This is a genomic window from Pseudomonas sp. Colony2 (genome assembly GCF_019382755.1).
Taxonomy (GTDB): Bacteria; Pseudomonadota; Gammaproteobacteria; order Pseudomonadales; family Pseudomonadaceae; genus Aquipseudomonas.
On the sequence record NZ_CP080030.1, the window covers coordinates 4,675,254 to 4,697,179 of the forward strand.

22 protein-coding genes are annotated in these 21,926 nt (G+C 63.2%); 14 read left to right on the top strand and 8 right to left on the bottom strand.

The window, feature by feature from the left end; genetic code table 11:
* Positions 1-3: 3 nt before the first annotated feature.
* The 5 genes from JV201_RS18570 to JV201_RS18590 all read right to left on the bottom strand — a co-directional run bounded on the left by JV201_RS18570 (position 4) and on the right by JV201_RS18590 (position 4,574).
* Positions 4-969 carry a pyridoxamine 5'-phosphate oxidase family protein gene (locus tag JV201_RS18570; RefSeq protein WP_219405874.1) on the bottom strand — a complete coding sequence of 322 codons (966 nt, stop codon included), beginning with the start codon at positions 967-969 and terminating at the stop codon, positions 4-6.
* 2 nt (positions 970-971) lie between these two features.
* Positions 972-1,871: a LysR family transcriptional regulator gene (locus JV201_RS18575; RefSeq protein WP_219405876.1), complete on the bottom strand. Its 900-nt coding sequence runs from the start codon at positions 1,869-1,871 to the stop codon at positions 972-974.
* Positions 1,871-2,788: a LysR family transcriptional regulator gene (locus JV201_RS18580; protein ID WP_003208270.1), complete on the bottom strand. Its 918-nt coding sequence runs from the start codon at positions 2,786-2,788 to the stop codon at positions 1,871-1,873. Before JV201_RS18580 ends, JV201_RS18575 begins: the two co-directional genes overlap by 1 nt.
* Positions 2,789-2,955: 167 nt before the next feature.
* Positions 2,956-3,576: a glutathione S-transferase family protein gene (locus JV201_RS18585; RefSeq protein ID WP_219405877.1), complete on the bottom strand. Its 621-nt coding sequence runs from the start codon at positions 3,574-3,576 to the stop codon at positions 2,956-2,958.
* A gap of 125 nt (positions 3,577-3,701) precedes the next feature.
* Positions 3,702-4,574 carry a LysR family transcriptional regulator gene (locus JV201_RS18590; RefSeq protein WP_003208273.1) on the bottom strand — a complete coding sequence of 291 codons (873 nt, stop codon included), beginning with the start codon at positions 4,572-4,574 and terminating at the stop codon, positions 3,702-3,704.
* A gap of 191 nt (positions 4,575-4,765) precedes the next feature.
* Between JV201_RS18590 and JV201_RS18595 the strand changes: the two genes are divergently transcribed.
* On the top strand, positions 4,766-5,539 hold the full coding sequence (locus JV201_RS18595) for a glucose 1-dehydrogenase (RefSeq protein WP_087692542.1): 774 nt from the start codon (positions 4,766-4,768) through the stop codon (positions 5,537-5,539).
* 13 nt (positions 5,540-5,552) lie between these two features.
* Positions 5,553-6,599 carry an L-idonate 5-dehydrogenase gene (locus JV201_RS18600; protein ID WP_219405879.1) on the top strand — a complete coding sequence of 349 codons (1,047 nt, stop codon included), beginning with the start codon at positions 5,553-5,555 and terminating at the stop codon, positions 6,597-6,599.
* 61 nt (positions 6,600-6,660) lie between these two features.
* Here JV201_RS18600 and fetB read toward each other — a convergent pair whose 3' ends face one another.
* The 3 genes from fetB to JV201_RS18615 form a co-directional block, all read right to left on the bottom strand.
* Positions 6,661-7,455, bottom strand: coding sequence for an iron export ABC transporter permease subunit FetB (gene fetB, locus JV201_RS18605; protein WP_134326962.1), 795 nt, complete (start codon positions 7,453-7,455; stop codon positions 6,661-6,663).
* Positions 7,452-8,129, bottom strand: a complete 678-nt coding sequence (locus JV201_RS18610; protein ID WP_219405880.1) for an ATP-binding cassette domain-containing protein — start codon at positions 8,127-8,129, stop codon at positions 7,452-7,454. The genes fetB and JV201_RS18610 overlap by 4 nt, the downstream gene beginning before the upstream one ends.
* A 230-nt stretch (positions 8,130-8,359) precedes the next feature.
* Positions 8,360-8,824: a metallophosphoesterase family protein gene (locus JV201_RS18615; RefSeq protein ID WP_003208282.1), complete on the bottom strand. Its 465-nt coding sequence runs from the start codon at positions 8,822-8,824 to the stop codon at positions 8,360-8,362.
* A 193-nt stretch (positions 8,825-9,017) separates the two neighbouring features.
* Between JV201_RS18615 and JV201_RS18620 the strand changes: the two genes are divergently transcribed.
* The 12 genes from JV201_RS18620 to pnuC all read left to right on the top strand — a co-directional run.
* A complete protein-coding gene (locus JV201_RS18620; protein WP_219405882.1) occupies positions 9,018-10,223 on the top strand; it encodes a DUF1835 domain-containing protein in 1,206 nt (401 codons plus the stop codon).
* A 59-nt stretch (positions 10,224-10,282) separates the two neighbouring features.
* Positions 10,283-11,209 (top strand): LysR family transcriptional regulator, encoded by a 927-nt coding sequence (locus JV201_RS18625; RefSeq protein WP_003208286.1) that lies wholly within the window; start codon positions 10,283-10,285, stop codon positions 11,207-11,209.
* Positions 11,210-11,320: 111 nt separating this feature from the next.
* Positions 11,321-12,604: an NAD(P)/FAD-dependent oxidoreductase gene (locus JV201_RS18630; protein WP_219405885.1), complete on the top strand. Its 1,284-nt coding sequence runs from the start codon at positions 11,321-11,323 to the stop codon at positions 12,602-12,604.
* A gap of 13 nt (positions 12,605-12,617) precedes the next feature.
* Positions 12,618-13,331, top strand: a complete 714-nt coding sequence (locus tag JV201_RS18635; RefSeq protein WP_219405887.1) for an SDR family NAD(P)-dependent oxidoreductase — start codon at positions 12,618-12,620, stop codon at positions 13,329-13,331.
* 91 nt (positions 13,332-13,422) lie between these two features.
* The gene (locus tag JV201_RS18640) at positions 13,423-14,772 is read left to right on the top strand and encodes an MFS transporter (protein WP_008433139.1); all 1,350 of its coding nucleotides are present in this window, start codon (positions 13,423-13,425) and stop codon (positions 14,770-14,772) included.
* A gap of 8 nt (positions 14,773-14,780) precedes the next feature.
* Positions 14,781-15,173 (top strand): Rid family hydrolase, encoded by a 393-nt coding sequence (locus JV201_RS18645; protein ID WP_003208292.1) that lies wholly within the window; start codon positions 14,781-14,783, stop codon positions 15,171-15,173.
* 147 nt (positions 15,174-15,320) lie between these two features.
* Complete coding sequence (locus JV201_RS18650; RefSeq protein ID WP_219405890.1) at positions 15,321-16,241, top strand: ABC transporter substrate-binding protein; 921 nt, start codon at positions 15,321-15,323, stop codon at positions 16,239-16,241.
* Entirely contained in the window at positions 16,238-17,356 is a 1,119-nt protein-coding gene (locus tag JV201_RS18655; protein ID WP_219405891.1) for a phosphotransferase, read from the top strand. The genes JV201_RS18650 and JV201_RS18655 overlap by 4 nt, the downstream gene beginning before the upstream one ends.
* Positions 17,353-18,225 carry a sulfurtransferase gene (locus JV201_RS18660; protein ID WP_219405893.1) on the top strand — a complete coding sequence of 291 codons (873 nt, stop codon included), beginning with the start codon at positions 17,353-17,355 and terminating at the stop codon, positions 18,223-18,225. The genes JV201_RS18655 and JV201_RS18660 overlap by 4 nt, the downstream gene beginning before the upstream one ends.
* A gap of 126 nt (positions 18,226-18,351) precedes the next feature.
* Complete coding sequence (locus JV201_RS18665; protein WP_219405894.1) at positions 18,352-20,499, top strand: TonB-dependent siderophore receptor; 2,148 nt, start codon at positions 18,352-18,354, stop codon at positions 20,497-20,499.
* Between the two features lie 12 nt (positions 20,500-20,511).
* Positions 20,512-21,348, top strand: a complete 837-nt coding sequence (locus JV201_RS18670) for a 5'-nucleotidase, lipoprotein e(P4) family (protein ID WP_219405895.1) — start codon at positions 20,512-20,514, stop codon at positions 21,346-21,348.
* Between the two features lie 15 nt (positions 21,349-21,363).
* Positions 21,364-21,926: nicotinamide riboside transporter PnuC (pnuC, locus tag JV201_RS18675; RefSeq protein WP_219405896.1), on the top strand; the 563-nt coding region annotated here is incomplete at its 3' end.

The following is a 21,926-nucleotide window of genomic DNA, read 5'->3' on the forward strand; positions in this document are numbered from 1 at the left end:
CCCTCAGGCTTTCCACGGCCCCAACGCCAGGCTGTAGGGAGAAAACCCCTCGAACTGCCAACGCAGCGCCAGCGCCGCATCCCTTCGGACCACGTGTTCCACGGTCACCTTCCACAACCGCTCAGCCCCCTCGAACGTGGCCACTTCATCTCCTTCAAGAATCACCTCGGCCCGCCCGGCCATCTGCAACACATCACCCGTAGCAAAATCCACAAACAGCAAGCCCGCAACCGGGTTGACCTGCACATTGCCCAAGGTGTTGAAAAACGAGTTGCCGGTAAAATCGGGAATCGTCAGCACCTCTCCCTCCAACCGCACAAACCCACTGTTGCCGCCTCGGTGTGAAACGTCCACCGAACGCTTGGCCGCATCTCCTTCCAGGTCCACATAGCTGGCGACGAAAAACGTATCAGCGCTGCGAATCAGCGCCCGGTCAGCGTCATCGAGCGAGTTCGCGCGCCGCACAATACCTCCCGCAGCGCGCTGCCCCCGGGCACCCGGATCCACCGCACGCAACTGGATGTACTTCGGGCAATTTCCAAACGTGTGCACCACCGCCACGGTAAATCCGTCGACGCCGGCAGCCCCGATAACCCCGTTCATGCGATTACGCCGCCGCGTATTCAGGTCAATGCCCAACAGCCCGACCGACGCGCCTTGTTTCAGCCCGCTCCCGGCGGGGTCACTCTCCGCAGGCAGGCTGTCGATACGCAAGCTGTAGGGGTCCGGCGAATACGCAAACCCCGGCGTGCCCTCCAGCAGCGTGGCCCAGGGCAGCCCCTGCTCATCCACGGCCCCCACGACCAGATAGGGCAACAACTCATAAAACGCTCGATGCTGCTCCGGCAAGTGATCCCGTATCACCTTTGCGCCGATCACCTCCATGCGCTCGGCCACGCCGGCACTTTGCTGCAACTGCCGCTCGCCGGCATGCCATGGCGAAACGGGGGACGCGTCCTGGTGATTCATGATCAAGCCCTCGGTGAATGAAACGCCGGATGTTCACGCAATGCCGCCACGCTGAAATCGACAAAACTGCGCACCCGCATCGAAGCGTTGCGCCCTTCGCGGTAGACCACATGCACCGGCAGCGGCGGCGGTTCATGGGCCTGCAATACTCGACACAGTTGCCCGCTCGCCAGGTGCTCGTGCACCGGGTAGCTCAAGCACCGGATCAACCCTGCGCCCTGCACCGCCGCATTGATCGCGCCCTGCACCGTGGAGCAACCGAGACGCGCCCGGGCCTTGATGCTGGCGCCCTGGAAATCCCACTGCACCCAATTCGAATACGCCTGGCTGGCGACCAGCCGATGCTCCTTGAGCGCCTCCGGTTGCACCGGTTCGCCATGGCTTTGCAGATAGCCGGGGCTGGCGCAGACGATGTTGCGCACATGGCCCACGGGCCGGGCAATCAGGGATGAACCGGGCAGCTCCCCCACCAGGACTGCCACGTCCAGGCCGTCTTCATTCAGGTTCGGATAATGATCGTGGTAATGGGCAAACAGGCGGACTCCGGGATAGCGCTCCAGGTAGCCGGCCAACAGCGGCGCCATCACATAACGGCTGAACAGCAACGGAAAATACACCCGCAGGTTTCCCTCGGCCTGCGCGTGCGCACCCTGGGCAGACGCTTCGGCGGCGCTCACGCCGTCAAGGATCCGCGAACAGTCGGCCATGAACGTCGCCCCGGCTTCGGTGAGGCGAATGCCCCGGGTGCTGCGCTGTACCAATGGCACCCGCAAGCGCACCTCCAGCCGGTCAATCGCGCGGATCACAGTGGGCCCCGAGATGCCCAGGCAGCGGGCTGCCGCGGCCAGGCTCGGCTGCCGGGACAGCGCCTGGAAGATCTGCATGTCGCGATAGCGGTCCATCAGGCCGGCCGCTGCATCGATGGGTTGAGCGCAGCATCCTGCCCCAGCCGGCTGACCAGAAAATCCACGAACGTGTTGACCTTCGCCGGTACCCGGGCGTTGTTCTGGAACACCACATGGATCGGCAAGGCCGGCGGTTCGAAGTCTTGCAGGATGATTTCCAGTGCGCCTGCACGCACATCGCTGGCCACCTGATAAGACAACACCCGTGTGACGCCCCAGCCCAGGCGCGCGAGGTTGATCGCCGCGTTGTTGGCGGTGACCACCAGGCGCGGCTCAACGGCCACGCTCAACGGCTGGCCGCCTTCCCTGAACTGCCATTCGCTGACCAACTGGCTGGAAGACGACGTGACAATCTTCGCCTCACGCAGTTGCCCGGGGTGCAGTGGCCGGTGCCGCTCAAGGTAAGCCGGCGCCGCGCACACTACGCGACGCACCTCGCCGACCTTGATCGCCTGCTGGCCGGGTTCCTGCAAATGCCCGATGCGCACGGCCACATCGACGCCTTCATCGGTCATGTTGACCACACGGTCCACCAGCAAGGCGTTGATGCTGACCTGGGCAAACAGGTCCAGGTACTCCCCCAGGATTGGCGCGACGAACAACTCGCCGAACAACACCGGCGCGGTGACCGTCAGGTGCCCCCACGGGATCGAGAAGCTGCCTGCTGCCGCTTCTTCGGCCTCAGTCAACTCCGCGAGGATGCGCCGGCAATCGTCCAGGTAACGCTGGCCGGCCTCGCTCAGGTGCAGGCTGCGGGTGGTGCGCGAAAGCAACTGGGTGCCGATACGCGCTTCCATCGCGGCAATCGCGCGGGTCACGCTGGGGGGCGAGATGTTCAGGCGCCGGGCCGCAGCGGCAAAGCCCTGTTCTTCGGCGACGGCGAGGAAAATCTGCATTTCCTGGAAACGGTCCATGGGTCCCCTTAATCGAATGGCGTACGCCAGCCCAGTGGCTTCGCAGCTGTGGTGGCGAGGGAGCTTGCTCCCGCCGGGCTACGAAGCGGCCCCAAAATCCTGGGAGCGCTGCGCACTGGCGCGCCAGCCCGGTCCAGCGGGAGCAAGCTCCCTCGCCACAAAAATCTTCAAACCTTCGCCAGGCCCACAGCGGTGCGTTGCATACCCACAAACCCCTGCAGCGCCTCGATACTGCCCAGCCAGGCGCGAACCTGCGGATAGTCGTCCAGCGCGACATTCCCCTCCGGCGCATGGGCGATGTAGGTGTAGTGCGCGATATCGGCAATTGTCGGCAGGTCACCGGTGAGAAAACGGCTCTGCTCCAACTGGTGCTCTACCACTTTGAGGAATGCGTGGGAGCGGCTGATGGTCGCCTTGGCATCCAGCGCGGCACCGAACACAGTGATCAATCGCGCCGCAGCCGGCCCGGTGTGCAGTGGTCCTGCCGCAGCCGAGAGCCAACGCTGCACACGGGCCTGGGCCAAAGGCTCGGTCGGCAGCCACTGGGCGGTGCCATATTGGCCGGCGAGGTACACCAGGATCGCGTTGGAGTCCGCCAGCACCACGCCGTTATCATCGATCACCGGCACCTGGCCGAAGCTGTTGAGGGTGGCCAGGAACTCAGGGGTTTTGTGCGCGCCTTGCTTCAGATCGACGTGCACCCGCTCAGCGGGCACGCCCAGCAGCGACAGCATCAACTCAACCCGGTGGGAATGGCCAGACAAGGGGTAACGGTACAGTTTGATCATGACGGGCTCCGCGATGTGCCAGGGACCCGACCCGGTGATCGGGTCGATGACGCTTATGTTCCACCGCTACGGCACGCAGCAGAATAGCCAGTTTTTACAATCCAGCATTTCACCGGATGAAACAATCAATCGCCAAACAACTCGTCGATCAGGTTGAACAGGGTGGTTTTCACCGGGCTGTCGAGCTCGGTCCACGCCAGGCCGGTCCTGGCCCGGAACGCCCCCAACGCCAGGTGCCTGGACACGCAATTGGCCGGCAGCGCCCGGGCCGCCTGCAGCGGCAACACACCCACACCCAGCCCGGCCGAGACCAGCGCCAGCATGGTGGTGAACTCGCCGAGTTCGGAGGCGATCTCCAGCGGCACGCCCATCGCCTGCACGAATTCATCGTAGAAACCCGGTGCATAACGCCGGGCCAGGATGAACACCGGCACCTTGAGCAAGTCCGTCGGCTGAATGGTTTCCTGGGTCGCCAACGGATGCTCGCCGGGCAAGGCGACCACGAAGCTTTCCTGCAGCACCTCAAGGGTCTGCACGCCGGGATAGGCCGCCGGCAAACGCATCAGGCCGAAATCCAGCTGGCCGTTTTTCAACGCAGCCGCCTGATCCGGGCCGGGCATGTCCTTGAGCTCCAGTTCAATTCGCGGGTAGCGCTGGTGCACCGCACGAATCAACCCGGGCAGCAATTGCGGCAATACCGACGAGACAAATCCCAGGCGCACCCGGCCGATCTCCCCGCGGTTCGAAGCCCGGGCGGCATCGGCGGCGCGGGCAGCCTGGTGCAGGGTGGCGAGGGCTTCCGGCAGAAACACCCGCCCGGCTTCCGTCAGTGTGACCGAGTGCCGGTTGCGGTCGAGCAGGCGCACGCCCAGGCCGCTTTCGAGCAGTTTGATCTGCATGCTCAGCGCCGGTTGCACGATCGACAACTGCGCGGCCGCCCGGCCGAAATGCAGTTCCTGGGCGAGCACGACAAAGGCGCGCAGGTGCTTGAGTTCCATCAGATTGGCTCCGGTTATCACGATTATTGATCACCCCATCACAAATGAAAATTGGACGCCGGGCCCGGGCTGCGCTGAAGTAAAGCCCGTGATGCACGATATGACAGGGTTTGACGTATAACAATGAGAGCGGCGCCCCGCACTCGGATTGATAGTGTTGATCACCTGTCTCAGTCTTCGGAGATCGCCCCATGCAGCGTGTTTTAGACAGTTTCCGCCTCGATGGCCGCCTGGCCTTGATCACCGGCTCCAGCGCCGGCATCGGCCTGGCCATCGCCCGTGGCCTGGCCCAGGCTGGCGCACGGGTAGTGCTCAACGGGCGCAACCGCAGCACCTTGCGTGACAGTGCCGCGTTGCTGGCGGCGGAAGGCCTGGAGGTGCACACCCAGGCGTTCGATGTCACCGACGGCGCGGCGGTGTTGGCCGCCGTGGCGGAGATCGAAGAGCGCCTGGGCCCGCTGGACATCCTCGTCAACAACGCGGGCATGCAACGTCGCGGGCCGCTGGAGGACTACAGCGAAACCCACTGGCGCGAGTTGATGAGCACCAACCTGGACAGCGCCTTCCTGGTCGGCCAGGCCGTGGCCCGGGCGATGATCCCGCGCAAGCGGGGGCGCATCATCAATATCTGCTCGGTGCAAAGCGAACTGGGGCGCCCGGGCATCGCCCCGTATGCCGCCAGCAAAGGCGCTCTGAAAATGCTCACAAAAGGCATGGCCATCGACTGGGGCCCCCACGGGCTGACGGTCAATGGCATCGGCCCCGGCTATTTCAAGACCGAACTGAACGCCAACCTGGTGGCCAACCCCGAATTCAGCGACTGGCTGGTGCAACGTACGCCGAGCCGGCGCTGGGGTGACGTCGCCGAACTGGCGGGCGCTGCGGTATTCCTTGCCAGCGACGCGGCAAGTTTCGTCAACGGTCATATCCTGTACGTGGACGGTGGCATCACCGCCTCGCTGTAACCTGGAGAATTTCATGCACGCGATTGTCTGCCATGCCTCGAAAGACCTGCGGGTAGAACCGCAAACCGAACCTCAGGCACTGACGCCCGACCAGCTACGGGTGCGCATTGCCCGGGGCGGGATCTGCGGCTCGGACCTTCATTACTACCAGCACGGCGGCTTCGGCACCGTGCGGTTGCGCGAGCCGATGGTGCTGGGCCACGAAGTGTCGGCGGTGATCGAGGCGGTGGGCCGTGAAGACGGGTCGTTCAAGATTGGCCAACGCTTGTCGGTCTCGCCGTCGCGGCCTTGCGGGGGTTGCCGTTATTGCCATCAAGGGCTGCCGAACCATTGCCTGAACATGCGTTTCTACGGCAGCGCGATGCCCTTCCCTCACGTGCAGGGTGCGTTTCAACAAAGCCTGGTGATCGAAACGCACCAGGCGCACCCGTTGGCCGATCATGTGAGCCTTGCCGAGGGTGCAATGGCTGAACCGTTGTCTGTGGGTTTGCATGCCATCCAGCGTGCCGGGGTGGTGTTCGGCAAACGGGTATTGGTCACCGGGTGCGGGCCCATCGGCAACCTGTTGATCGGCAGCCTGCGGGCAGCGGGCGCGGGGGAAATTGTTGCGGTGGACCTGGCCGCCGGGCCCTTGGCCTGCGCCGAAAAAATGGGCGCCAGCCGTACTCATAACCTGGCGGAAGACGCCGACGCGTTGAAGCGGTATACCGCCGAAAAAGGCTACTTCGACGTGATGTTCGAAGTCTCCGGCAGCGCCCAGGCCCTGCGCAACGGCCTGGAGTGCATGGCCCCGCGCAGCGTGCTGGTGACGGTCGGTCTGGGTGGCGAGGTCTCGCTGCCGTTGAATATGCTGGTGAGCAGGGAGATCGACTTGCGGGGCACCTTCCGCTTCCATTCGGAGTTTGCCCAGGCGGTGGATTTGCTCAATCGCCAGGTGATTGATGTGCGTCCGGTGATCTCCCACACCGTGCCGTTCAGCGAGGCGGTGCAGGCCTTTGAACTGGCGGCGGACAAGAGCCAGGCGATGAAGGTGTTGCTGGATTTTGGCGTGGGTGATTGAACCGGATCTCGACAGCTCCCACAGGGTTGCGGTGCATTTTGGGGATCCGATAGCGCCTGCGCTACACCCGCTCTTCGAGCCTGAACCGCAGGAAACGATGGCTGGCTGAAAACAGTCGACGGTAGGTCAGCAACACCGCACCTACCGTGCCCAACGCCGACGACGCAGCGATCAAAAACATAATCACAATCTGATAACGTACCGCGTCCACCGGACTTTCCCCGGCCAGCACCTGGCCAGTCATCATCCCCGGCAAGCTCACAATCCCCACCACCGTCATCTGGTTCAGCGTCGGAATCATCCCGGCCCGCACAGCCTGGCGAATCGCATCCTGCGCCGCCTCCCAGCGTGAACCACCGAGGGCCAGAATCATCTCGATGGTATTGCGGCCGGAGGTCAGCTCCTGAGTCATACGCTCAATCCCCAGAGACACCCCGGTAAGCGTATTACCCAGAATCATCCCAAGGATCGGAATCGCATACTGCGGCTCGTACCACGGGTGAATCCGGATAATCGCGAACAGGCCAACAGCCGTCACCAACCAGGAACTGCCCCACACCGACACAATACTGTCGGCCCGCTGCCCCGCATAGGTCCGCTTCCCACGCCCGGCAGCCGAGAGCCCGGCGATCAGAGTCATCAGGCACATCAGCGGCAGCACCACATACCAGTAGGCAAATTCAAAGACCCAGCCCAGCAGGTAACCGATCGCCAACAACTGCACCACCGTGCGCACAGCCGCCCAGAACAGCTGACGCTCCAGCCCCAGCCGCAACAACAGCGACAGCGCACCGTTGATCAGGATCAGCGAGGCGGCGATGGCCATGTCCATTGCCGTGAGGTCGTGATAATTCATGGCTGCACGGCCCCCGTCAGCACGCCGGCGTCCATATGCAAATGGGTGGTGCTCATGCGTTGCGCCTGCTCAAGGTCGTGGGACACCCAGATATAGGCGTGAGCGCTATCCGCTTCGGCCCAGGCACTGATCAACGCCTCGACCTCCCCGGACGATGCCGGGTCGAGAGCGGCGGTAGGTTCGTCCAGCAACAGCACATCGGGATTGAGTTGCAGGGTACGGATCAGTGACACCACCTGGGACTCACCACCGGATAAATCCCCGGCATTTTTTGCCAGAAAACCCGACTCCTTGCCCGCGTGGGCCAGCAGCGCCTTGACCGCCTGCGGGTCGAAACTCAGGTGATGCAAGGCCTTGAGGCTGTAGGGGAAACGCAAGTTGTCTTCCACCGTGCCTTCGATCAGCGCCGGGCGTTGGGAGAGGTAGCTGATGCGGCTGCGATACTGCGGGACTTGCGCGTTGGCGATGGGCTGCCCGTTCCAGAGGATATCCCCTGAGGTCGGCGCGTCGAGCAAGGCGAGCGCCCGAAGGAATACACTTTTGCCGGAGCCGGATGAACCGGTGATGGATAGGCGGTCGGCGCGGTGCAGCTGGAAGTTCGTGGGCTGCAGCAGTTGCAGCTGGCGGCGCTCGTCCATCCGCGTGAGCGCCCGGGTTTCGACTAATACGCGCATGGCGTTGATGATCCTTGTTCCTGATTCAGACGCAATGGTAAGACAGGGCACGTCCCCCGTGGCGAGGGAGCTTGCTCCCGCTGGGCTGCGAAGCGGCCCCAATAAAGCCACTGCGATACACCTGAAAAAACACCGTTAATTTCTTGGGGGTGCTGCGCAGCCCAGCGGGAGCAAGCTCCCTCRCCACAGCAGCTCCCTCACCACARCAAGCYCCYTCGCCTCAGCGTTCTTCAGCGCTTGGGCTCCAGCGACACCAGGCGCGGCTTGATGGATTTCTCGCGCACCTCAAGCAACGCCAGGGTCACCGGCAACTTGAAACGTCGCCGCCCTGCACTGCCAGGGTTGAGAAACAGCCGCTCGCCGTGCCACTCGATCAATGGTTTGTGAGAGTGGCCAGTGATCACCAGCCGGATGCCCGGATCAAGCTCCTTCGGCACATCGGCAATGTCATGCACCAGCAACGCCCGCCAGCCGTTCAGGTCAAAATCCAGCCGGTCAGCCAAATGCTCTGCCCACGCGGCGTCGAGGTCGTTATTGCCGCGCACCACATGCAATGGCGCAATCGAGGCCAGCAACTCAAGGATCTCCGGGCTACCGATGTCCCCGGCGTGAACAATCTGCTCGCACCCTTCCAGGGCCGCCAGGGCCTCGGCACGGAGCAAGCCGTGGGTATCGGAAATCACACCAACTTTCATGAACGTCTCCTGTGCAAAACCCCGGCGCGATCCACCGGGCGGCTTGCAATCAATCATTGCACTGCCTATATTTCCCGCCTGGCGCCATCTACGCCACCATCCGCGGAAAGGGCTGCGCCCAAGACCTTGACTGAATATCACATTTCTACGACTCCCAACCTTAAAGCGGACAAGGTTTGTACAAGGAGATCGTATGTCGCAATCATTCTCGTCCACTAACGGCCGTATCAACCTTGAGCAGCAACGCAAGCGCGCCAAGGAACTTTTGCAGCGCCTGAAAAGCGCCGATGCCGCCGCAACCCCGACCTTATCCGATGCCCAATGGTCGATCGCCAAGGAACTCGGTTTTCCCAGCTGGCCCAAGCTCAAGGCCCACGTCGATGCGGTGGATTTTGCCGCCCGCCATCCAGGTTTCGACGCCAGCGATGAAGCCCGCACCACTCACTGGCGCTGCGGCAACGATATCGCCCACAGCCTGGGCGTGGCGGGGTTCAAGGGCCGCTTCCGGATGCTGATTGACCCATTGTGCATGGGCCCGGTGCAGGACCTGCCTGCCGAGCAATACCAGGCCGTTCGCAGCCGCTATATCAGCCAGGTGTTTGCCATGGATGAGGCCGAAGTGGCGCGCCGGCATGCGGACGAATATCACCATCTTGAACAACTGGGCAGCGCCGGCCACAGCGTGTTGTGGTGTGAGGCGGATGCGTACGATCAATTGTTCCTGATTCGCGCGCTGGCTGGGCTTGAGCATCTGCCTGAAAAACTGGAGTTGATCGAAGTCGATCGTATCCCCGGCGTGCAGCGTTTTATCGGCATCGGCCAACTGGCGCCTGAAGTATTGGCGTGGCTGTGGCCGCAGCGCCGACAGGTCGACGAGGACATGCTGCAACTGGCGCGACAGGCCTGGCTGGCGTATTGCGCCAGCTCGCCGATCAAGCTGGCGGAACTGGCCCGGAGTAGCTCCACCTCCCTGCCCTTCCTGGCCCCGGCATTGCGCCGACAGTTGCAGGAGTTACCGGGTGTGCGGGACGGTTTGTCCCTGACCGAGCGCCTGTCCCTGCAATACGTGGATGAAGCCGGGCCGGTGCCGTTTGGCCGGGTGTTCGCCGAGCTCATGGGCAAGCGTGAACCGCTGCCGTACCTGGGAGACATGATGTTTCATGCGCTGATGCGGCCGTTGATCGATGGCGAGAATCCCCTGTTGATCGAGTCCGGGGCCCAATTGCAATGGCCGCAGCGGGTGTTGGCGCTGACTGCGCTGGGTCGCCAGGTTCTGAACGGCGCAGCCTACTGGCCGGATTATGCAACGGAAGAACGCTGGGTAGGTGGCGTCTGCCTGCGACCGCGCCACCCGCACTGGACAATTGACGAATACGGCATGCCCGTGTGGCGTGATTGATTCTTCGCGACAGCTTTGATCTGTGTCATGTTGAGCCAAACAGGTAACGGTTCAGCGCGATGACCTTACAACAGCTCAACTACTTTCTCGCCGCCATCGAGCACGGTACGTTCTCCAAGGCAGCGGAAAGCCTGCATATTTCCCAACCCTCATTGTCCGAGCAGATCCTGCGGCTTGAGGAACACCTGGGTACCCACGTGTTCATCCGCACCAATCGCCGACTGATGCTCACCGAAGCCGGACGCCGCCTGCAGCCGTTTGCACAAGGCATGGTGACGTCAGCACGCCAGGGCTATGAAGCGGTGCAGGCTGTGCGTGAACTGTCCGGTGGCGTGGCCAGTTTTGGCACCTTCGGCACCGCCCACCACTATTTCCTCACAGACCTGATCGAGCAGTTCCGCACCCAGCACCCGGATATGCGGATCAAGATCGTCGGCTACAACTCCTCGGAAATCGCCGAGCTGGTGAGCCAGGGCGAAATTGAAGCGGGGCTGGTGATGCTGCCGATCAAGCAGCAGAACCTGACCGTCAGCGAGCCGGTCTGGTCGGCCCAGGTCGGCTATATCAGTGCCGACCCGGAGCGACTCAAGGGCCCGAAAACCATCAGCGACCTGGCGGTGGCACCGTTGATTCTCACCGAGGCGCGCTGGCGCACCGCCGACCCGATTCGCCGGTTGTTGGGGCAATTGGCGTCCAAGGGCGGCGAGGTGCTGGACCCGATCATCGAAGTGGAGCACCAGATCACCGGCTTCGAGCTGGCTGCGCGCGGGCTCGGCGATGTGATTGCCACGCGCCCGATCCTGCATCAGCTGGGCTTCAATGATCGCTTGGGCTGGGTGCCGATCAGCCCGGCGATCTTCGAGGTATTCGGCTTTATCCATCGCCACGACACGCCTATTTCGCCGCCCACCCGGGTGCTGATCAACCTGATGCGCAGCCACTTGAGCCGCATCCAGAACCTGTATGCGCACCTGGAGACGCTCTAGCCATAGGGATCACCTATAGGAAACACATGACTTAGCCCATTCATCCACCTCTTGCCGAGCGGGATACTCCAGCCACCGACGCCACAACAGGCGCTTGAATGGGGAGCCAGCATGTCCAATCACTACTGCATCATTGGTGCCGGGGCCGCAGGGCTGGCGGCGCTGAAGACCATGACCGACGCCGGTTTCGAGGTGGACTGCTTCGAAAAGTCCGCGAACATCGGCGGTCACTGGAACAGCGACTACGATGCCTTGCACCTGATCACCCCCAAGAGCAGTTCCTTCTTTGACGGGTACCCGATGCCCGCTGACTATCCGGTGTACCCGAGCCGCGATCAGGTCAAGGCGTACATGAACGCCTACACCGACACCTTCGGCCTGCGCGAAAAGATCACCTTCAACACCGAAGTGCGCAGCCTGAAGCCCCTGGACGGGAACGGCGAAGCGGGCTGGCAGGTGACCCTGGCAGACGGCACCCACAAACACTACAGCGGCGTGCTGGTGGCCAACGGTCACCTGTGGGATTGCAAGATCCCGCAAGTAAGCAAGGGGTTCACCGGCGTGTCGATTCACTCCGGCGAATACCGCAACGTGCAGCAGGTGCAAGGCAAGGTGCTGGTGGTGGGGTTTGGCAACTCCGGATGCGACCTCGCAGTGGATGCCGCCCAGGCTCGCCTGGACACCACCATTGCGATCCGACGCGGCCAGCTGTTCCAGCCCAAGACCCTGTTCGGCCTGCCCCGGGGCGAGCTGCCGCTGCTGGGGCAATTGCCGCCAGAACAGCAGAACATGCTCATGAACATGCTGATCATGGCCAGCGTCGGCACCCACAAGAATTACCCCGGGCTACCGGCGCCGGATACCTACGACCTGGATGCGCAACCGCCGGTGGTCAACACCTTGCTGCTGTACTGGATCCAGCACGGCCGAATCAAGGTCGCACCGGGTATCGAGAACATCCAGGGCAAGACTGTCACGTTCACCGATGGCAGCCAGGTCGATTACGACACCATCGTCTGGGCTACCGGTTTCAACACGCGCCTGCCGTTCCTCGATGAACGCCTGCTGCAATGGCGCGACGGTGTTCCGCTGCGTACCGCCGCGATGACCTTGCCGACCAACCTGGAAGGCCTGTTCTACATCGGCCTGGGCGCCCCACGTGGCCCGCAATGGCCGGTGTATTGCGAGCAGACCCGGCTAGTGATGCGCTTTCTCACCCTGCGCGAGCGTGGCATGCAAAGCCTGGCGGCGAAGTTTGCCCAGTTGCAGCCGGCCGACTCACGCATCGATATCGTCAAGCGCGAATGGCTGAGCAACTACCAGGAGACCCAGCGCCAACTGGATGTGCTGGAACTGGCTCTGCAACCCGGCACCCCTCTTCCTCAATACGCCTGATCGGATAGCCCTTATGAACACTGCACCGCACTCCAGCGTTATCGTCACCGGGACTTCCTCGGGCATGGGCCAGGCCGTCGCACAGCGCTTTCAGGCTGGAGGCTGGCACGTCGTCGCTGTGGACGTAACACCCAGCACACAGCCGGCGAGCCCCTTGTTTTCGCCAGTGGTCGGCGACATCACCCAGGAGGCCACACTGGCCCGTACCCTCGATGCCGCCCTGGACGGCAAGGCACCGCTGCGAGCCGTAGTGAATGCGGCGGGGATCTTTCCCACGTCATCCCTGGATAGCTTCAGCGAAGCGCTGTACCGCAAGATATTCGACATCAACGTGCTGGGCTCACTGAACATCGCACGTATCGGCACCCGTCACCTGAAAGCCGCCGGCGGAGGCGCTATCGTGTTCTTCGCCTCGGTGGATGCGTTCACCGTGTCGAAAAACCAGTTGCTCTACAGCGCCTCCAAGGCTGCTGTGGTGTCGATGACCCGCTCCCTGGCCATCGAACTGGCCGGCGACAATATTGTGGTCAACGCACTGGCCCCGGGCTGGGTGGACACCGAAGGCACCCGTGCCGGCGGGCGCATCGAGGCCGCCATCGAATCGATCCCCTTGAAACGCGCCGCGCGGGTCGAAGAAATCGCCGACTGGGTCTGGCAACTGAGCGCCAAACCCTCCTACATAACAGGCGAATCATTGTGCATCGCCGGGGGCGTGTATATGCGATGACCCCAGCCTCCGCAGGCCCCGCGCATCAGACGTGGGCCTGCCACTCCCTATTGACTGCTGCCTCACTACAATTATTCCAGAGGGCAATATCATGGGCGAAGTTCACGCTTCCTCGATTCATCAAGGGTTTCCCGCCGACCGTGCATCGGCTGAACCCTCACGCAAACGGCTGACCAAAGCGGTCGTCGGCGTGACACTGGGCAATATGGTCGAATGGTTCGACTTTGCGCTCTACTCCTCTCTCGCCGGCATCATCGGCAAGACGTTCTTCCACAACGACAACCCGACCACCCAGTTGATGGCGATCTACGCCACCTTCGCGGCGGGCTTCCTGATTCGGCCACTGGGCAGCCTGGTATTCGGTCCCATTGGCGACAAGTTTGGCCGGCGCACGGCGCTGTCGCTGAGCATCACGCTGATGGCCGTCGCAACCTTCGCCATTGCCTTGATCCCGAGTTACGCGAGCATCGGCCTGTTTGCGCCCGTCCTGTTGATTCTCATGCGTCTGCTCCAGGGCCTGTCGGCGGGTGGCGAGTACGGCGGCTCCTGCACGTTCATCGCCGAGCATTCGCCGGACGAGCGACGCAGCTTTTTCACCAGTTGGCTGGAATTCGGCAATATCTCCGGGTTCCTGCTGGGCGGTGCAGTGGTCAGCCTGTTTACCCTGGGCCTGGGCGAACAAGCCATGCAGGACTGGGGCTGGCGCGTGCCCTTTGCGATTGGCGGCCTGCTCGGCCTGATCGCCCTCTACTTGCGCCTTGGCCTGGAAGAAACACCAGTGTTCAAGGAAATCCAGGCCAACGAAAAACTGCGAAAGGCGACGGGCGCCGAACCCAGCCTGTTCAGCTTACTGGTCAACGAATGGCCGAAAATCCTGCAATGCATGGGCCTGGTCACCGTGTTCAACGTGACCTACTACATCATCCTCGGGTACATCCCGGGTTATCTGGAAAACGTACTCGGGTACAGCAATACGTTCGCCAGGAACCTGGGGATGGCCGCGACGCTGTTCATGCTGGTGTTGATCCCGGTTTCAGGCTTGCTGGCCGACCGACTGGGCCGGAACCGGATGATCATTACCGGCTGCGTGCTGCTGATCGTCATGGCGTTCCCCTGCTTCATGCTGCTGCATACCCAGAGTGTCGGGTTGCTGCTGGCCGCCCTGCTGATCCTGACCCTCGCCCAGTTGTTTTTTGAAGGAGCGATGCCGGCCACCATGACTTCGCTGTTCAAGGCCCGCGTGCGCTACAGCGCCCTCGCCTTGAGCTACAACGTCGCGGTCTCGCTGTTCGGAGGCACGGCCCCGCTGATCAATACCTGGCTGATATCGATCACCGGCAACCAGATGATTCCCGCCTGGTACCTGATCGGCGGTGCCGTGGTCGGCCTGATTTCGATCCTGTTCGTCAAGGACTCCACCGGTAAACCCCTCCCAACATGAGAACCACCATGACCAGTAAAACCACAGCGCGGCAAACTATTTCCTCGGGCGGTCAGTACGAAAACGTGTTCGGTTATTCCCGCGCCGTTCGCGTGGGCAACCACCTGCACATCTCCGGCACCTGCGCCTCACCCGATTACGAACACAGCAATGCTTACGAACAGGCCCAGGCCATTCTCGTCACCGTCAACAAGGTGTTGGCCGAGGCGGGCATGGGCCCTGAAGACGTAGTGCGCACCGTGGTCTACCTGCGGGATATCAACGATGCCGCCTCCGTCGCCAAGGCACACAGCGAGGTGTTCGACGCCATTCGCCCGGCCAGCAGCCTGATTCAGGTGGATTCGATGCTGCGCCCCTGGCAGAAAGTCGAAATCGAAACGTACGCCATCGTTGCCGATTGACCCAGGCGATGAGTAAAAAACCGCGGCTTGGGCCGCGTTTTTTTTTGGTCCCGGTTATATCCATAGCAATAAACGATATTGGTATATACCAGATTGCTCCCTTATAAATCGCCCCCATCAAAAGACTGCAGGCTGGAGAAGCAAGCGATGGTGTCGGTAAAGGTAATGCTGGAGTACTTTCATCCCTGGCCGAATTCGGCGGGTTTGTACCTGGCGCGGGAACGCGGCTGGTACGCCGAGCTGGGCCTGGATGTGGAGTTGGTGGTGCACGACCCCTACCGTGGCGACACCCTTGAGCACCTGCTGACCGACGCGGCGGACTTCGGCATTTTCCCCAGCAACCGCCTGCTGGTCCGGCGCGGCCAGGGGCAAGCCCTGCAAGGCATCGCGGCGATCAATCATGCGGGCCTTGAGTCGATTCAAACCCTGACCGACTCCGGCATCCGCCGCCCACGAGACCTGGTGGGCAAGCGCCTGGCGCTCAACCCCACGCCACGGGGTGTGGCGATGGTGCGTCACCTGGTGAGCAACGACGGTGGCGACCCTGATGGCGTGATCCTGGTGGACAGCGGCGTACGTGAGTTGCGGCCCGAACAGTTGGCCGAAGGCATCGCCGATGCCAGTTTCGGCGGCTACTGGGCCTGGGAAGCGTTGATGCACAGCCCAATCGAAGCAGAACGCCGGGTGGTGTTGCCGGTGGATCAGATTGGCGCACCGGCGTATCACAGCTACCTGTTGGGCGCCCACGAACGAACCCTCGCCGAGCAGCCCGGGTTGGTGCGTGATTTCCTCGCGGCCACTGCCCGTGGCTATCTCGCCGTGGCCGAAGAGCCAGCCATCGCGCTGGCGGCCTATGAGCACACTACACCGTATTTCCCGGCGGAATTGCTCAGCGCATCCCTGCACAAAATCGCTCCGACCTGGCTGCATGACGGTCGTTGGGGCGAGCAACGCCAGGCGCTGCTGAAACCTTATGCCGAGTGGCTGCACGAGCACGCGGTGCTCGATAATCCGCAGGTGTGGCAAGGGGCAACCAGCAACGCCTATCTGCCCGGGGCGACGGCATGAATCCACAACGCACCGCCCATGGCCTGGGGCTTGATCCGGTAGCTGCCGACTGGCCAGCGCTGCACGAAGCAGATATCCAACAGCTGCTGCACGAGTACCCGCAACTGGGTCAACTGCGCAGTTTGCATTGGCACAGCCCGCGACCGTTCTCCGCTGCCGGGCTGATCAATACCGGCAGCGCCACCCTGTTCGTCAAACGGCATCACCGGCACGTGCGCAAAGCCGCATGGCTGGAAGAAGAACACCGCCTGATCGCCCACCTGCATCGCCACGGCGCACCGGTTGCCGCAGTGGTGCCGAACCGCCACGGTGCAACGGCCACGACGCAAGGTGAATGGACCTACGAGATTCACCATGTCGCCGAGGGCCTTGACCTGTACCGCGATGCGCTGTCGTGGTCGCCCTTCCAAAGCACTCAACATGCGCAGGCGGCGGGTGTGGCGCTGGCTCGATTGCACCTGGCAGCCGAGCACTACAGCGCACCCCGCCGTCAAACAGAAGTGCTGCTGGCCAACGCCCGGGTGATCGAACAACCCGCGCCACTGGCCGCGATCGCCAACACCCCCGCGCTGACCGAGTACCTCGCCGACAAGGATTGGCACGCACGGCTGACCGAGCTGCTGTTGCCCTGGCACGCGCCCCTGCAACCCTTGCTGCACCAACAACCGGCGCTCTGGACCCATAACGACTGGCACGCCTCGAACCTGCTGTGGCATGCAGACGGCAACGTCGCCAGCGTGCTGGACTTCGGCCTCGCCGACCGCACCTTCGCCCTCTACGACCTGGCGACCGCCATCGAACGCAACGCCGTGCCCTGGCTGGACCTGGACAGCGGTGGCCTGGCAGCAGCGGACCTCGACAGCGTCGACGCATTGCTCACCGGCTATCACCGGGGCCGGCCATTGAGCGCCCAGGACCTGCACACCCTGAGCGCCCTGCTGCCGTTGGTGCATGTGGATTTTGCCCTGTCCGAAATCGCGTACTACCAAGGCGTAGTGGGTTCCACCCGCAGTGCCGACGTGGCCTATCACGCCTACCTGCTGGGCCATCTGCAGTGGTTTGCCGGTGCCCAGGGGCAACGATTGCTCAACCACCTGCGGCGAAAATCCGTATGAGTATCCTGGTCGATACCGATTGGCTGCATGCTCACCTCGGGGAGCCCGGGCTGGTGATACTGGACGCCACCGTCGTCCTGCCGTCCCCGCGTTTTGACGGTGATTACCGGGTCGCCAGCGGTCATGCCGGTTGGCTGCACGCACATATCCCCGGCGCACGGCATGCCGACTTGCTGACCGATCTGGCCGACGTTCAAGCGAGCTACAGCTTCGCCCTGCCAACACCACAAGCCCTGATTCAGGCACTGGCGAATCTGGGTACAGGCGTCGGCAGCAACGTGGTGATCTACGATCGCGCCGACGGTTTCTGGGCCGCACGCCTGTGGTGGATGCTGCGCGGGCTGGGCATTCACGCCGGCGTGCTGGACGGTGGTTTCAACGCCTGGCAACGGGCGGGGTTACCGCAGCACAGCGGGCAGCCTGCAAACACACCCGTCGTCGAACCCTGGCCGATCAGCACATACGCACCACTGTGGATCGACCGCGCAGGCGTTGAGGCGGTGGCCGCAGGACAAGCACCCGGCGTACTCGTCTGCGCGTTGGGCAGCGCCTTGTTCGACGGCACCGCAGCCACCCGCTACGCCCGGCGCGGGCACATTCCCGGCAGCCACAACCTGCCGGCACGCACGCTGTTTGATGCACTGGGTCGCTACCTGCCCAAGGACGCCCTGGCCGTGGCTATCGGACCCACGCTGCTGCACAGCGACGGTCCATTGATTCTGTACTGCGGCGGCGGAATTTCCGCGGCGGCCAACGCCCTGGCCCTGACCCTGCTGGGTCGCCAGGACCTCGCACTCTACGACGGCTCGCTGCAGGAATGGGCCGCCGACGCACGCTTACCAATGACTACCGGAGCAGCTCCGGCCTGACGCCCTTTGCGGCGACCCCGGCTTTTTAATTTCGTACTGGCAACCCGTCCGTTGCGCAGCGCAGGGCCCCTTTGCGCCCAATAAAGCGCGAGGCGCCAGCGGGCAGGCCCTTGGAGCGCTCCTTTTATGGCAACACCGTACCGTCACACCCTGCTCGCCCTGAGCATCACCCTCGCCGCCACGGCCGCCCACGCCCAGGACGCGACTCTGGACACCGTCACCGTAGTCGGTGAACAGGCCACCGACGACCAGGCGAAAAAGGCCGCTGTCGCCGGCTTCGATAACGCCCCGCTGCTGGACACCCCGGCCTCGGTGGCGGTGATCACCGAGGCTCGCCTGAAAGACCAGCAAGCCCGCCTGCTCAGTGAAGTATTGAAGAATGACGCCTCGGTCGGCGACAGCTATGCGCCGGTGGGTTACTACGAGAATTTCGTGGTGCGCGGTTTCTCGTTGAACCCGGCCAGCAGCTACAAGATCAACGGTCGCACCATCACTGGCGAACAGAACGTCGCACTGGAAAACAAGCAGCAAGTGGAAGTGCTCAAGGGCCTGTCCGGGCTGCAAAGCGGCGTGTCCGAACCCGGCGGCTTGATCAACTACGTAAGCAAGCGCCCGGAGAACGTGCGCTCGGTGACTGTCTCCACCAACGAACACGGCGAGCGCTACCTGGCCACCGACGTCGGCGGCTGGCTCGGTGCCGAGCAGCAGGTGGGGGTGCGGGTCAACCTGGCCCACGAAGACATCCGTTCCTACGTCGACCACGCCGACGGCCAGCGGGATTTTGCCTCCCTGGCCCTCGACTGGAACATCAGCCCCAACGCCCTGCTGCAACTGAACGCCGAATACCAGAACCGCGAGCAACGCTCGGTGCCCGGATACCAATTGCTCGGCGGCACCACCGTGCCCCACAACGTGTCGCCACGGGATCTGCTGGGCTACCAGAGCTGGTCGAACCCGGTGGGCATCAAGTCGCTGAACCTCGACGGCCTGTTCGAATACCGCTTCAACGAGGCCTGGAAAGCCAGCTTCAGCGCCTCCCGCAGCCGCGTGGTGATCGACGACTACAGCACCTTCGCCTGGGGTTGCTACGGCGCCGCCAGTTGCGCCAACACCGCAGTGCCCAACCACTTCAGCGCCGAGGGCGACTACGACATCTCGGACTACCGCAGCCCCGATGACACCCGCAGCAACGAAGAAGCCCAGGCCGCCCTCAACGGCCAGTTCGACACCGGTTTTCTCAAGCATGACCTGACCTTCGGCACCACTGCCTTCCGCCGCCTGGTGGACCGGCGTGAATCGGTCAACGAATACATCGGCGAGGGCAATATCTACGAAAAGCCGCCGGTGCTTGACCCCTACGAGGGGCCGCTGGGCCATACCTACCGGCGCCTGGACAGCCGCCAATACGGGCTGTTCGCCAGCGACCGCATCAGCTTCAACGAGCAGTGGCAAACCATTCTCGGCGGGCGCCAGGTGCGCCTCGACGAAGAAACCTACGACCAGGCCGGCGACACCACCCGCCATACCCAGCGCAGCGTATTCCTGCCCCAGGTGGCGCTGATCTACAAGCCGCGCCCGGACACCACCCTGTACGCCAGCTACAGCAAGGGCCTGTCCCTGGGCGGCACCGCGGCATGGTTCAGCAGCAACGCCGATGAGGTATTGCCGCCGACCACCTCGCGCCAGCTGGAAGTGGGGATCAAGCGTGACTTCCAACGCCTGAGCCTGACCGCCGCGCTGTTCCAGATCACCCAGGACCTGCAATACAACCGGCCCAACGATGACGGCAGCATCACCTTCGTACAGCAGGGCCAGCAGAAGAACGTCGGCCTGGAGCTTTCGGCCAATGGTCGGGTGACCGACAACCTGCAAGTGTCCGCCAGCGTGGCGGCGATTCGCGCCCGGGTGAGCGGCAGCGGCACCGACGACTACGACGGCCACCAGGCGATCAACGTACCCAAGCTGCGCGCCAGCCTGCACGGCGACTACAGCATTCCCGGGATCAAGGGCCTGGCCCTGCTCGGCGGCGTGCAATACAGCGGCAGCAAGTACGCGAACCGCGAGGCCAGCGTGAAGGTCGACGACTATGCGGTGTTCGATGTCGGCGGACGCTACAGCACCAAAGTCGGTGATTACGATACTGTGCTGCGCCTGACCGTCGACAACCTGTTCGACAAACGCTACTGGCGCGATGTGGGTGAATCGGCGGGCGATGGCTACCTGTTCCTGGGCGCGCCACGCACCGCGCGGTTATCCGCCACCGTCAATTTTTGAGGCTGACTGTTCATGCGTAATCTGATTTTTGCCAGTGTGTGCCTGCTCTCCACCGCCCTCGTCGGCTGCCAGCAGCAACCGCCCGCCAACGACCAGCTGGATGCGGTGCTGTGGACCCAGACCTCCATCGAGCACGAGCTGATCTACCGCCAGGTGTTCGCCAACGCCACTCGCCAACTGGACGTGGCCCTCAAGACCCCAGACTGGGACGCCCTGCCCTTGCCAGCGCGCAATCTGGCCGGGCTGCCGCCAGCGGTGATCGTCGACATCGACGAGACCGTGCTCGACAACATCCCGCTGAATGCCCGGGACGTCGTCAACAACCAGGTCTACTCCTACGACCGCTGGAACACCTGGGTCGACCAGGCCAAGGCCCAGGCGCTGCCGGGCGCCGTGACGTTCCTGCAGGCCGCCAAACACAAAGGCATCACGGTGTACTACATCACCAACCGCGAGCAAAGCCAGGTCCAGGCCACCGTCAACAACCTGCGCCTGCGGGGCTTTCCGGTGGACAGCGAGCAGCAGGTACTGGCTGCCGGCACGCCCATTGGCGGCTGCGAACACGCCGGCTACGGCAAGAACTGCCGACGCCAATGGGTCGCCCAACACGCCCGCGTGCTGATCCTGGCGGGTGATTCCCTGGGGGATTTCGTGCAGGCCGAACACAACACCCTGGACGCCCAGCGCAAGGCCGCCGAACCCTACCTGGGCTGGCTCGGCCAGCGCTGGTTCGTGCTGCCCAACCCGACTTACGGCAACTGGTACAGCGCGCCGTATGGCGACCAGGAAAAACTGCCCTTTGAACGCAAGCGCCAGCTCAAGCAACAGGCGCTGCACCTGCAAAACTGACCCTGAGGGGACCGTATGACGCCGCTGGAAATAGTCGCTGTGATCTTCAATATTGCCGGGGTGTGGCTCACCGCCCGACGGGTGCGCTGGTGCTGGCCGGTCAGCGTGGTCGCGGTGTTGCTGTACGGCTGGATCTTCTTCGACGTGAAGCTGTATTCCGACATGCTCCTGCAACTGGTCTTCGCTGTGTTGCAGGGCTACGGCTGGTGGCGCTGGAGCACCGGGCGCATCGACGCGGGCAAGGTGCGGGTGGAACGGCTGCCGGTCCAGGAAGCATGGCGGCACCTGCTCGCCGGGGTGATCGGCGCGCTGCTGCTGGGCGCCGCCATGCACCACTTCACCGATGCCGCACTGCCGTGGCTCGACTCTCTGCTCACCGCTTTCAGCCTGGTGGCCAGCCTGTGGGCGGCGCGCAAGTATGTGGTGAGCTGGTGGCTGTGGATCGTGCTGGATACGGTCTACGTGGGGCTGTTTGTGTACAAGGACCTGCAGCTTACCGCCGCGTTGTATGCCGGGTTTGTGGTGTTGGCGGCGTATGGGTTGGTGTCGTGGCAGCGTGACCTGCGCCAACAGGAGCA

What these genes read in the sequence shown, in the direction of transcription:
- JV201_RS18580 (WP_003208270.1), bottom strand. Translation starts at nt 2,788, where the DNA reads ATGGACCGTTTCCAGGAAATGCAGATTTTCCTCGCCGTCGCCGAAGAA.
- JV201_RS18650 (WP_219405890.1), top strand. Translation starts at nt 15,321, where the DNA reads ATGGTGTCGGTAAAGGTAATGCTGGAGTACTTTCATCCCTGGCCGAAT.
- JV201_RS18610 (WP_219405880.1), bottom strand. Translation starts at nt 8,129, where the DNA reads ATGCGCGTATTAGTCGAAACCCGGGCGCTCACGCGGATGGACGAGCGC.
- JV201_RS18630 (WP_219405885.1), top strand. Translation starts at nt 11,321, where the DNA reads ATGTCCAATCACTACTGCATCATTGGTGCCGGGGCCGCAGGGCTGGCG.
- JV201_RS18590 (WP_003208273.1), bottom strand. Translation starts at nt 4,574, where the DNA reads ATGGAACTCAAGCACCTGCGCGCCTTTGTCGTGCTCGCCCAGGAACTG.
- JV201_RS18665 (WP_219405894.1), top strand. Translation starts at nt 18,352, where the DNA reads ATGGCAACACCGTACCGTCACACCCTGCTCGCCCTGAGCATCACCCTC.
- JV201_RS18635 (WP_219405887.1), top strand. Translation starts at nt 12,618, where the DNA reads ATGAACACTGCACCGCACTCCAGCGTTATCGTCACCGGGACTTCCTCG.
- JV201_RS18640 (WP_008433139.1), top strand. Translation starts at nt 13,423, where the DNA reads ATGGGCGAAGTTCACGCTTCCTCGATTCATCAAGGGTTTCCCGCCGAC.
- JV201_RS18595 (WP_087692542.1), top strand. Translation starts at nt 4,766, where the DNA reads ATGCAGCGTGTTTTAGACAGTTTCCGCCTCGATGGCCGCCTGGCCTTG.
- JV201_RS18670 (WP_219405895.1), top strand. Translation starts at nt 20,512, where the DNA reads ATGCGTAATCTGATTTTTGCCAGTGTGTGCCTGCTCTCCACCGCCCTC.
- JV201_RS18655 (WP_219405891.1), top strand. Translation starts at nt 16,238, where the DNA reads ATGAATCCACAACGCACCGCCCATGGCCTGGGGCTTGATCCGGTAGCT.
- JV201_RS18615 (WP_003208282.1), bottom strand. Translation starts at nt 8,824, where the DNA reads ATGAAAGTTGGTGTGATTTCCGATACCCACGGCTTGCTCCGTGCCGAG.
- JV201_RS18585 (WP_219405877.1), bottom strand. Translation starts at nt 3,576, where the DNA reads ATGATCAAACTGTACCGTTACCCCTTGTCTGGCCATTCCCACCGGGTT.
- fetB (WP_134326962.1), bottom strand. Translation starts at nt 7,455, where the DNA reads ATGAATTATCACGACCTCACGGCAATGGACATGGCCATCGCCGCCTCG.
- JV201_RS18570 (WP_219405874.1), bottom strand. Translation starts at nt 969, where the DNA reads ATGAATCACCAGGACGCGTCCCCCGTTTCGCCATGGCATGCCGGCGAG.
- JV201_RS18625 (WP_003208286.1), top strand. Translation starts at nt 10,283, where the DNA reads ATGACCTTACAACAGCTCAACTACTTTCTCGCCGCCATCGAGCACGGT.
- JV201_RS18600 (WP_219405879.1), top strand. Translation starts at nt 5,553, where the DNA reads ATGCACGCGATTGTCTGCCATGCCTCGAAAGACCTGCGGGTAGAACCG.
- JV201_RS18660 (WP_219405893.1), top strand. Translation starts at nt 17,353, where the DNA reads ATGAGTATCCTGGTCGATACCGATTGGCTGCATGCTCACCTCGGGGAG.
- JV201_RS18645 (WP_003208292.1), top strand. Translation starts at nt 14,781, where the DNA reads ATGACCAGTAAAACCACAGCGCGGCAAACTATTTCCTCGGGCGGTCAG.
- JV201_RS18575 (WP_219405876.1), bottom strand. Translation starts at nt 1,871, where the DNA reads ATGGACCGCTATCGCGACATGCAGATCTTCCAGGCGCTGTCCCGGCAG.
- JV201_RS18620 (WP_219405882.1), top strand. Translation starts at nt 9,018, where the DNA reads ATGTCGCAATCATTCTCGTCCACTAACGGCCGTATCAACCTTGAGCAG.